Genomic DNA, 11391 nt, shown 5'->3' on the forward strand with positions numbered 1-11391 from the left:
CCCCCCACCCCCACCGGCGGTACCCTGACCAGGCACATCCGCACAGGCACGCGTACACGCGAACGCCCGCCCCGAAGGGACACCCCATGCCGCTCGAAGCCGGCCTCCTGGAGATCCTCGCCTGCCCGGCCTGCCACGCCCCCCTCAAGGAGCAGGACACCGAGCTGATCTGCACCGGCCAGGACTGCGGCCTGGCGTACCCCGTCCGCGACGGCATCCCCGTCCTCCTCGTCGACGAGGCCCGCCGCCCCGCGTAAGCGACGACTTGGCGACCCGGACACCCGCGAAACCGACGACCCGGCGACCGGAGGCTGCCCGCCCATGCTCGACGAATCGCTGCTCGACAACCCCGAGGCACTCTCGGAGGCCGACCACCGCGGCCTGCTCCGCGGCGCCGCCGAGGCAGGCGCCCGCGTCCGCACCGCCGCCCGCCACGCCGCCGAGGCCGGCGTGGGCGACCTCAAACCCGACGGCCGCCCCCGCGCCGTCCTCATCGCGGGCCCCGGAGCCGCCGCCACCCACGCCGCCGACCTCCTCGGCACGCTCGCCGGCGCGGGCAGCCCGGTCACCCGCCTGGCCCCCACCGGCGTCGCCCCCGCAGCGGGCGCCATGCGCTGGGAGCTGCCCGGCTGGGCCGGCTCCGTGGACCTGCTGCTGATCGCGACCCCCGACGGCAGCGAGCCGGGCCTGTCACTGCTCGCCGAACAGGCCTACCGCCGCGGCTGCAGCGTCGTCGCCGTGGCCCCGTCCGACTCCCCGCTCGCCGAGGCGGCCGACGGCGCCCACGGCCTCTTCGTACCGATGGCGACCGCCCCGTACGACCAGGACGAACCCCTCGCCGCATCCGCCCCCGGCGTGCTGTGGGCGCTGCTCACCCCGCTCCTCGCGCTCCTGGACCGCACCGGCCTGCTCGCCGCCCCGCCCGACGCCCTGGAGAAGGTCGCCGACCGCCTCGACCGGATCGCCGAGCGCTGCGGGCCGGCCATCGCGACCTACAGCAACCCGGCCAAGACCCTGGCCGCCGAGCTCGCCGACGCCCTCCCGGTCATCTGGACCGAGGGCACCTCCGCGGGCCCCGCCGGCCGCCGGTTCGCCGCCGCCCTCGCCGAGCTCTCCGGCAGCCCGGCCGTCGTCGCCGAACTGCCCGAGGCCCTCGCCGCGCACATCACCCTGCTCGCCGGCCCGCTCGCCGCGAACGCCGACCCGGACGACTTCTTCCGCGACCGCGTCGAGGAGCCGCCCGCCCTGCACGCGCGCGTGGTGCTGCTCCGCGACCGCCCGATCGGCGGCCTCACCGCCGCCCCCGCCGCCCGTGACCTGGCCCTCAGTCACGACACTCCGATCAGCGAACTGGAGCCGGAGTCCGGCGGCGAACTGGAGACCCTCGCGGAACTGATCGCCGTCACGGATTTCGCCGCCGTTTACCTGGCGCTCGCTTCGAGGGCCTGATCTTGCCCAGGACGCCCGGGCCTTCGTACGCGAAGAGGACCAGCCGTACCCGAAGAAGACCGGCGTCGTACGCGTCGTAAGCACCGAGAACCGGCAGAGAGAACCGCATGGACCGCCTCGACAACACCGTCCGCCCCTACGCCTGGGGATCCACCACCGCCATCCCCGCGCTGCTCGGCACCGAGCCGACCGGCGAACCGCAGGCGGAGATGTGGATGGGTGCCCACCCGGGCGCACCTTCGCGCACCGACCGCGGCACGCTCGTCGACGTCATCGAGGCAGACCCGGAGCGGGAACTGGGCGAGAAGGCCGTCGCCAAGTTCGGCCCCCGCCTGCCCTTCCTCCTCAAGATCCTCGCGGCCGGCGCCCCGCTCTCCCTCCAGGTGCATCCCAACCTGGAACAGGCCAAGGAGGGTTACGAGGACGAGGAGCGCCGCGACATCCCGGTCGAAGCCGGTCACCGCAACTACAAGGACGCCAACCACAAGCCCGAACTCATCTGCGCGCTCACCGAGTTCGACGGCCTGTGCGGCTTCCGCGCCCCCGTGCAGGCCGCCGACCTCCTCGACGGCCTCGGCGTCGACTCCCTCAAGCCCTACGTCGACCTGCTCCACGCCCACCCCGAGGACGCGGCCCTGCGCGAGGTCCTGACGGCGATCCTGACCGCCGATCGCGAGGAGATGGCCCACACGGTCGCCGAGGCCGCGGCCGCCTGCGCCCGCCTCGGCGGCGACTACGCGCCCTACGCGGACATCGCCCACCACTACCCGGGCGACCCCGGAGTCATCGCCGCGATGCTCCTCAACCACGTCCGACTCCAGCCCGGCGAGGCCCTGTTCCTCGGCGCGGGCATCCCGCACGCCTACCTGAACGGCCTGGGCGTCGAGATCATGGCCAACTCCGACAACGTCCTGCGCTGCGGCCTGACCCCCAAGCACGTCGACGTCCCCGAACTCCTGCGCATCGTCCGCTTCGAGGCCGGCGACCCGGGCGTGCTGCGCCCGGAGGCGTCCCCCGACGACGAGGAGGTCTACGGGACCCCGATCGACGAGTTCCGCCTCTCCCGGTACGTCCTCCCGGAGGGCAGCGCCACCCACGACCTCACCCGCGCGACCCCACAGATCCTGCTCTGCACGGCAGGCACCGTACGGGCGGGCGAGCACGAACTGGCCCCAGGTCAGTCGGTCTTCGTGCCCGCCGGAGAACAGACCGAAGTGTCCGGGACCGGCACGGTCTTCCGGGCGACCGTCGTCGTCTGAAGCGACCACTCGGTGCCCTGGCGCGCTGCTGTCGTGCCGGGGGCTGCAACAATGGCCCACCGCAAAGGACGGGCAAAGCCCGGGACGGCGTACGAAGGGACAACGCGAACACATGAGCGCGTCAGGCGGCACCAAGGCGATCGTGGCGGCACTCGCCGCCAACCTCGCGATCGCGGCATCGAAGTTCGTGGCGTTCCTCTTCAGTGGCTCGTCATCGATGCTCGCCGAGTCCGTGCACTCGCTCGCGGACTCCGGCAACCAGGCCCTGCTGCTCGTGGGCGGCAAGAAGGCCCAGCGCGAGGCCACCCCGCAACACCCCTTCGGCTACGGCCGTGAGCGCTACATCTACGCCTTCCTCGTCTCGATCGTCCTCTTCTCGGTCGGCGGCATGTTCGCGATCTACGAGGGCTACGAGAAGATCAAGCACCCGCACGAGATCGAGCACTGGTACTGGCCGGTGGGCGTCCTGGTGTTCGCGATCATCGCCGAGAGCTTCTCCTTCCGCACGGCCATCAAGGAGTCCAACCCCCTGCGCGGCACGAAGTCCTGGACGGAATTCGTCCGGCATGCCAAGGCTCCTGAACTGCCCGTCGTCCTCCTGGAGGACCTCGGCGCGCTCGTCGGCCTGATCCTGGCCCTCGGCGGGGTGGGCCTGGCCCTGGCGACCGGCGACGGCATCTGGGACGGCATCGGCACCCTCTGCATCGGCATCCTGCTCATCCTCATCGCGCTCGTCCTGGCCGCCGAGACCAAATCCCTGTTGCTCGGTGAGTCCGCGGGCATCGAGGAGGTCCGCAAGATCGAGGCCGCCATCGTCGACGGCAACACCGTCACCGGCATCATCCACATGCGCACGCTCCACCTCGGCCCCGAGGAACTCCTGGTCGCCGCCAAGATCGCCGTCCAGCACGACGACACGGCCACCGAAGTCGCCACAGCCATCAACGCCGCCGAGTCCCGCATCCGCGAGGCCGTCCCGATCGCCCGAGTCATCTACCTCGAACCGGACATCTACAGCGAGGCCGAGGCCGCCAAGGGCCCCGACCGCGAGGCCACCCCCGGCGGCCCGACATCGCACGGCGCCGGCCACTGATCTCGTACGTCTGTCTCGTACGTCCCTCTGGTGCGGCCGTCTGATACGGCCGTCTGGTGCGGCCGTCTCGTACGGCAACGGGGTCCACCGAGTCGCTCGGTGGACCCCCTTGTGTGCTTACCGGATCTCGCTCAGCACGCCGAGCACGGCGTCCTCGTCCTCGGCGGTTGCCAGCCGCTCCCGGAACCCGGCGTCCATCAACTTCCGCGACAACAGCGCCAGAATCCGCAGATGCTCGTCACCCGCGGCCGCCTCCGGCACGGCGATCATGAAGACCAACTTGGCCTTCGTCCCGTCCAGGGAACCCCACTCGACCCCCTCCACGGACCGCGCGAATCCGACCACGGGCGCGGTCACCGCGTCCGTCTTGGCATGCGGAATCGCGATCTCCTCGCCGAGCCCGGTCGTGCCCAGCTCCTCGCGCCGCAACGCCGTCCGCACCAGCTCGGCCCCGTCCGCCACCTTGCCGCTCCGCGCGAGCAGCCCCGCCATCTCCCGGATGGCGGCCTCCTTGTCACGCGCGTCGAGCGCGACCTTCACGGTCTGCCCGGTGAGGTAGCCGGAGAGGACCACGTCGGTGCCATCGGTGCCATCGGTGCTGTGGGAGCCGTCGGCGTCGTCGGGTTCGGCCGACGCGGTCTTCGCTGTCTTCGTTGTCTTTGCTGTCTCCGTGGCGGAAGCGCTCCCGCCCGCCACCGCGGCCCCAGCCACGGCCTGTGGTGCTACGACGGCCCCGGCGCCCACTCCGACCAGCGCAGGCTCGGCCCCCGGGACGCCCCCGCCGACGACCGGCGCACCCCGCCGCTTCCGCTCACTGATGTCGACCAGAGTTACCGTCGTCAGCGCGGTGACCGCCGTCCCGATCACCACGGCCACGAAGAACATCGGCACGCCACTCACCGCGCCCAGCACCGCCACGATCGGCCCGCCGTGCGGCACCGCGTCCTCCACGCCGGCGACCCCGGCGACCGCACCGGCGACGGCACCGCCCAGCATGTTGGCCGGGATGACCTGCGCCGGCCGCGCCGCGGCGAACGGGATCGCGCCCTCGGAGATGCCGAAACAGCCCATGAACAGCGAGGCGAGGCCGGTCTCCCGCTCCTGCTCGGTGTACAGCCGCTTCCGTATCAGCGTGGCCAGGCCCTGGCCCAGCGGCATGACCGGGATCGCGGCCGCGCACATGCCCATGACCGTCTGGTTGCCCGTCGCGATGAGCCCGGCACCGAAGAGGAACGCCGTCTTGTTGACCGGCCCGCCCATGTCGAACGCGATCATGAGCCCGAGAATCGCGCCCAGCAGGATGGCGCTGGTGCCCGTCATCCCGCTGAGCCAGTCGGTCAGGTGCTCGAAGACCCAGGAGATCGGCTTCCCGATGACATGGATGAAGAACAGCCCGAGCGCCGTGGTCGCCACGATCGGGATCACGATGATCGGCATGATCGGCCGCACGAACTTCGGGACCCTGACCTTCTTGATCCACAGCACCAGATACCCGGCGAGGAACCCGGTCACGATCGCCCCGATGAAGCCGGCGCCCGCCTTCGAGTCGTAGAGGGACCCGGTGTTGGCGATCCACCCACCGATCATGCCCGGCACGAGTGCGGGCCGGTCCCCGATGGCGTAGGCGATGTATCCGGACAGGATCGGCACCATCAGCGTGAAGCCGATGACGCCGATGTTGTTCACGTCCATCCAGAAGGAGTCCTTCGGGATGACGAGTCCCCCGGAGGGGTCGGTGTGCCCGCCGAGCGACAGCGAGACGGCGATCAGCAACCCGCCGACCACCACGAACGGAATCATGTAACTGACCCCGTTCATCAGCGCCTTGTACGCGACGCTCCGCTCCTTGCCGCCGTCGGCAGCGGGCTTGATCGAGCCTTTCTCGGTGTGTACGGGCGCCGACTGCACCTGCTCGATCAGCCGCTCGGGGTGATGAATGCCCTCCGCCACGCCGACGGTGAGGACGCGCTTGCCCACGAAACGGCTCAGGTCCACGTCCTTGTCCGCGGCGACGATGACGCCGTCCGCGGTACTGACATCGTTGTCATCCAGCACGTTTTCGGCCCCGATGGACCCTTGTGTCTCCACCTTCATGTCGACACCGCGGCTCTCGGCGGCCTGCGCGAGTTTCTCCGCCGCCATGTACGTGTGCGCGATGCCGGTCGGACACGCGGTCACCGCGAGCAGCTTCAACCGCCTGCGCTCGCCATCGCCGCTGCCCGTGGGGGGAGGGCCGGCCGGACTTGTCACGTCGATCTCCTAACGCCTTTGTCACGCGGAACGCCGCCCCGGACGCCCCGCAGGATCGATCAGAGGTTCCGATCCTTTCGCATCCTGCAACACCCGCACCCACGCTCAAAGGCGCGAAAGTCCCTTCCTGCCCTGGTCTGTTGCGTCCTGTCCTCCCGTTCGTAGGTGTCCTGTTATCGCTGTACGACCGCCCACCACCGACGCCGACGACACTCCGCAATCGGTGCGATGTCTTCGGAGGCGGACTGGGGACGGCCGGGTCCACCGGTGTAGCTTGGGTCGGAGCCAGACGTCGCTGCTGATGGCGGTCGGGCGGTCCCACCGCGGACCGACCGAGGGAGAGAGGGCCTCCGACGGACTGCGCTGCGCGCACGTGGGCATGCCTGTGTCCTCCTTCGGGGCACCCCTGTGTCCGCCGCCGCGCAGGCCAGCCGTACCCACCTCGACCCAATCCCGAGGAGCAGCTCGAATGACGACTGTCGACAACCGACAGGACTTCAAGGTCGCCGACCTCTCCCTGGCCGAGTTCGGCCGCAAGGAGATCACCCTCGCCGAGCACGAGATGCCCGGCCTGATGTCGATCCGCAAGGAATACGCCGAGACGCAGCCCCTGGCCGGCGCCCGTGTCACCGGCTCCCTGCACATGACCGTCCAGACCGCGGTACTCATCGAGACCCTGGTCGCGCTGGGCGCCGAGGTCCGCTGGGCCTCCTGCAACATCTTCTCCACCCAGGACCACGCGGCCGCCGCCATCGCCGTCGGTCCGAACGGCACGCCCGACAACCCGCAGGGCATCCCGGTCTTCGCCTGGAAGGGCGAGACCCTGGAGGAGTACTGGTGGTGCACGGAGCAGGCGCTGACCTGGCCGAACACCCCCACCGGTGGCCCGAACATGATCCTCGACGACGGCGGTGACGCCACCCTCCTCGTCCACAAGGGCGTCGAGTACGAGAAGGACGGCAAGGTCCCGTCCGTCGACACCGCCGAGTCCGACGAGCACCGCGTCGTCCTCGAACTCCTGCACCGCACCATCACGGACGGCTCGCAGAAGTGGACCCAGCTCGCCTCCGAGATCCGCGGCGTGACCGAGGAGACCACGACCGGCGTCCACCGCCTGTACGAGATGCAGCGCGACGGCGTCCTCCTGTTCCCGGCGATCAACGTCAACGACGCCGTGACCAAGTCGAAGTTCGACAACAAGTACGGCTGCCGCCACTCCCTGATCGACGGCATCAACCGCGCCACCGACGTCCTCATCGGTGGCAAGACCGCGGTCGTCTGCGGCTACGGCGACGTGGGCAAGGGCTGCGCGGAGTCCCTGCGCGGACAGGGCGCCCGCGTCATCGTCACCGAGATCGACCCGATCTGCGCGCTCCAGGCGGCGATGGACGGCTACCAGGTCACGACCCTCGACGAGGTCATCGACAAGGCCGACATCTTCATCACCACGACCGGCAACAAGGACATCATCATGGCCTCGGACATGGCCAAGATGAAGCACCAGGCGATCGTCGGCAACATCGGCCACTTCGACAACGAGATCGACATGGCCGGCCTCGCCCAGATCCCCGGCATCGTCAAGGACGAGGTCAAGCCGCAGGTCCACACCTGGAAGTTCCCCGACGGCAAGGTGCTCATCGTCCTCTCCGAGGGCCGCCTGCTGAACCTGGGCAACGCCACGGGCCACCCGTCCTTCGTGATGTCCAACTCCTTCGCGGACCAGACGCTGGCCCAGATCGAGCTGTTCACCAAGCAGTCCGAGTACCCGATCGGCGTCTACACGCTGCCCAAGCACCTCGACGAGAAGGTCGCCCGCCTCCACCTGGACGCGCTCGGCGTGAAGCTGACCACGCTCCGCCCGGAGCAGGCGTCGTACATCGGAGTCGAGGTCGACGGCCCGTACAAGTCGGACCACTACCGTTACTGAGCCCGCACCTCGGCTCGCGACGAGCACGTCCGTGCACTGACGCGCTCCCGCAACAGCAGGTCCTCAGAGGCAGGCCCCCGCACCCCCGTGCCGGGGGCCTGCCCCTTTGGCCGCTGCGGCCGGACCAGCCCGTCAAGCCCCAGGACCAGGACCCCCATGCCCCGCGGCCGCTATTCGCTCCATGATCCGCACGATCACACCCCCCTCGCAGAAGAACACTTCCACTGCGCCCCCGGCCCTTCCGGCTGGCGCTACGTCGCTCAACTGACCACCCCCTCGGGCGGCCACAGCGGCTCCGTCGACCTCACCCTCGACGAACTCGGCCGTCCCATCCGCCTCGAACTGCACGCCGCGAACTGGCAGGTGCGCGGCGCCGCCCTCGACGGCGTCACCTGGGTCCGCACGGACCCCACCGGCACCCAAGCCACGGAAGGCAACGTCCCCGCCCACGCCTTCACCGGCACATCCCCCGCATTCCTCGTCGCCACCACCCGGCTCCTCCGCCTCACCCCCTCTGCAACGGCAACCCGCGTACGCCTGGTCGCCTTCACGGATCCGGTCCTCGCACCGCGCACCGTTGACCAGTCCTGGGCCCTGCTGAAAAGAGAAGCACACGCCACTGACAACGGCCCTCTGACCGTGGACGAATACCAGGTCACAGCCCTGGACACGGGGGAGCAGCACACCGTTCACATCGCCGGCGACGTGGTGCTCGCGGCACCCGGAATCGAGCTGGAAGACCTCGAATCCCCGCCGTCGGCATTCGCCTGAGCGCGGACGCGAGCTACACGAGTGGAGGCAGGGAGCCTGGCGACCGCATACGGCCGGCCCCCTGCGGCCATCCCACACATCAGGCAGGCGGCACGAACCCGGTGGCGGGACGATCGGCAGCCGTCGCCTCTCGTGGCGTCGCCGCAGGCCGACTCGGCTGCCCCGGCATCCCGGGCTCACCGCCGACGCGGCCCTCCGCCTGACCGGCCGTCGAAGCCACCGCCTCCCCGCCTCCTGACGGAGTGGTCCACGCACTGTGCGCGGCGGGCTGAGCAGCGGACGCCGCAGGCGGCACTACGGGAGGCCCGTACATACCCGGTGCAGCGGCAGCATGCGGCGCGCTGCCGGCACCCGGCACACCACCACCGCCCGGCCGGCCACCGGCGTATGCCGCACCGACCGGTGCCCCGCCCACCGCTCCAGCGCCGAAGGCTCGGCGAGCCTCCCGCGCCTGCCGCTCCTGCACGACCGCCGCCAGATATGCGGCCGGCGGCACGTCCTGCGGGGCCGGAGCTCCGGTACGAGCCGTGAGATCAGCGGCGAGCCGCTCCGCCATGGCCCAACCGACCTGCGGATCCAACTGCTGCATCCGCGTCAGATACTGGCGGATCGCAAGCCACAAGCCGTCCGGGACCGCCGACAGGTCAAGCGCCGAAAAGCGTCCGGCCAGCCAGGGCGGAGGCGGAGGCACGAAACCAGTCCGCGCGGCCGGCACCCGTTCCCGTACGACCAGAGTCCCCGCGAACACGTCACCGAGCCGACGACCACGCTCCGAGACGAGGGAGGCGATGCAGGCGACGACTCCGAACGTCATGAGAATCTCGACCGCACCGACCGCTCCCCGCACCAGCGAATGCCTGAACCGGATCGGCCCGCCGTCGTCCCGTACCACCCGCAGTCCGCATGCCAGCTTCCCGAGCGAACGCCCATGGCTGAGCGTCTCGACCGCGATCGGGGCCCCCACCAGCACGAGAAGGAACGCCGAGATCGACAACGCGACCTGTGCCGCCTCGTCCAGCGAAGCCGTGGAAGCCACCAGCACGAGGGTGACGACGATGTAGGCGGTCACGGCCACGGCCAGATCGATCAGTACGGCCAACGCCCTGCTGGGCAGTTTCGCGGGGCGCAACTCCAGCGCCACCGCCTCGCCCGTCACCAGATCACTCACGTCTGTCCGCCGTCCTTCCCCTGACCTGCCCCGAGAACAGTCAGTCTGCCAAGCTGAGGGCGCATCGCGTCGCAGTACGACAAGCTGACCGCCACGACGAACCGCCGACGACCAGCCGAGGAGCAGGCAGACAGATGGACCTCGACGTCTTCGTCACCGCCCACCGAGCCGAATGGGACCGCCTCGACGCGCTGCTCCGGCGCCAGCGCCGCCTCACGGGCGCCGAGACCGACGAACTCGTCGTCCTCTACCAACGCACCGCCACCCATCTGTCCCTGATCCAGTCCAGCGCCCCCGACCCGCAGCTGACCGGCCGACTCAGCCAACTCGTGGCACGCGCGCGCAGTGCGGTGACAGGCACCCGTCGCGCCTCCTGGCGCGACGTCACACGCTTCCTGGCGTACGGCTTCCCGGCCGCGGTCTACAGGTCGCGCCACTGGTGGGTGCCCACAGCGCTCCTTTCCACGGTCGTGGCGGCCCTCCTGGGCTGGTGGATCGGCACTCACCCCGAAGTACAGGCATCCATCGCGGCCCCGACCGAACTGCGCGAGCTGACCCGCCCCGGCGGCCAGTACGAGTCGTACTACTCGACCCACCCCGCAGCCTCCTTCGCCGCCCAGGTCTGGACGAACAACGCCCAGGCCGCAGCCATGTGCCTGGTTCTGGGTGTCTTCCTGGGCCTACCGGTCCTCTGGATCCTCTTCCAGAACATGCTCAACCTCGGGGTCGGCTTCGGCCTGATGTCCTCGGCCGGCCGGCTGGACACCTTCCTCGGCCTCATCCTCCCGCACGGCCTGCTCGAACTCACCGCCGTCTTCGTCGCGGCCGGCACAGGCCTGCGCCTCGGCTGGACGGTGATCGACCCCGGCCCGCGCTCCCGACGCTCAGCCCTGGCGGAGGAGGGCCGAGCCGCCGTAGGCATGGCGATAGGCCTCGCACTCGTCCTCTTCGTCTCCGGCGCCATCGAAGGCTTCGTCACCCCGTCCGGCCTGCCCACCTGGGCCCGCATCGGTATCGGCATCGCGGCCGAGGCGGCATTCCTTACGTACGTCTACGTCCTGGGCGCCCGTGCAGTCCGAGCCGGAGACACCGGCGATGTCGAGGCAGCCGAGCGAAGCGCGACCGTTCCGACGGCCGCCTGATGTGCATGCACCCCCGCTGAGCTGCTACTGTCTCCTTCGCCCCAAGAGAGCCGTTGACACGGAGCTTGAGGGGAGGTAGATTCGAACAGTTGCCTGGAGCCCAGCAATCATCTGGTTCGGCGACAGTGAGTGTCTGTCTGCTTCTGGAAATATTGATTTCAAAGAAGCCCCTTCCCGATGAATCGGAAACGGATGGCCGGTCAGACCGGCTCAAAAGTTCTGATAATGTTGGGAGCGCCGGAAAGGGAAACGCGAGAGCGGGAACCTGGAAAGCACCGAGGAAATCAGATCGGAAAAGGTCTGATAGAGTCGGAAACGCAAGACCGAAGGGA

General features: G+C 69.9%; 9 protein-coding genes. 7 read left to right on the forward strand and 2 right to left on the reverse strand.

The features are described from left to right. The first annotated feature begins 86 nt into the window (after positions 1-86). The 4 genes from ADK57_RS47090 (at position 87) to ADK57_RS08485 (ending at position 3801) form a co-directional block, all read left to right on the forward strand. Positions 87-257, forward strand: a complete 171-nt coding sequence (locus tag ADK57_RS47090) for a Trm112 family protein (protein WP_007382472.1) — start codon at positions 87-89, stop codon at positions 255-257. Between the two features lie 64 nt (positions 258-321). Further along, on the forward strand, positions 322-1449 hold the full coding sequence (locus tag ADK57_RS08475; RefSeq protein ID WP_053748749.1) for an SIS domain-containing protein: 1128 nt from the start codon (positions 322-324) through the stop codon (positions 1447-1449). Positions 1450-1556: 107 nt separating this feature from the next. Next, positions 1557-2708 (forward strand): mannose-6-phosphate isomerase, class I, encoded by a 1152-nt coding sequence (gene manA / locus ADK57_RS08480; protein ID WP_053748750.1) that lies wholly within the window; start codon positions 1557-1559, stop codon positions 2706-2708. A 112-nt stretch (positions 2709-2820) separates the two neighbouring features. Then, entirely contained in the window at positions 2821-3801 is a 981-nt protein-coding gene (locus ADK57_RS08485) for a cation diffusion facilitator family transporter (protein WP_053748751.1), read from the forward strand. A 117-nt stretch (positions 3802-3918) separates the two neighbouring features. Here the strand turns inward: ADK57_RS08485 and ADK57_RS08490 are convergent, their stop codons facing one another. Beyond that, positions 3919-6051, reverse strand: a complete 2133-nt coding sequence (locus tag ADK57_RS08490; protein WP_053748752.1) for a fructose-specific PTS transporter subunit EIIC — start codon at positions 6049-6051, stop codon at positions 3919-3921. 469 nt (positions 6052-6520) lie between these two features. Between ADK57_RS08490 and ahcY the strand changes: the two genes are divergently transcribed. Continuing rightward, entirely contained in the window at positions 6521-7978 is a 1458-nt protein-coding gene (ahcY, locus tag ADK57_RS08495; RefSeq protein WP_053748753.1) for an adenosylhomocysteinase, read from the forward strand. A 156-nt stretch (positions 7979-8134) separates the two neighbouring features. Beyond that, on the forward strand, positions 8135-8749 hold the full coding sequence (locus ADK57_RS08500; protein ID WP_053748754.1) for a hypothetical protein: 615 nt from the start codon (positions 8135-8137) through the stop codon (positions 8747-8749). Between the two features lie 79 nt (positions 8750-8828). Here the strand turns inward: ADK57_RS08500 and ADK57_RS08505 are convergent, their stop codons facing one another. Further along, positions 8829-9917, reverse strand: coding sequence for an RDD family protein (locus ADK57_RS08505; protein ID WP_199830509.1), 1089 nt, complete (start codon positions 9915-9917; stop codon positions 8829-8831). A gap of 134 nt (positions 9918-10051) precedes the next feature. Between ADK57_RS08505 and ADK57_RS08510 the strand changes: the two genes are divergently transcribed. Then, positions 10052-11059: a stage II sporulation protein M gene (locus ADK57_RS08510; protein WP_053748755.1), complete on the forward strand. Its 1008-nt coding sequence runs from the start codon at positions 10052-10054 to the stop codon at positions 11057-11059. Positions 11060-11391: the final 332 nt, after the last annotated feature.

Origin of the sequence: Streptomyces sp. MMG1533 (assembly GCF_001279775.1) — a bacterium.
Classification (GTDB): Bacteria; Actinomycetota; Actinomycetes; order Streptomycetales; family Streptomycetaceae; genus Streptomyces.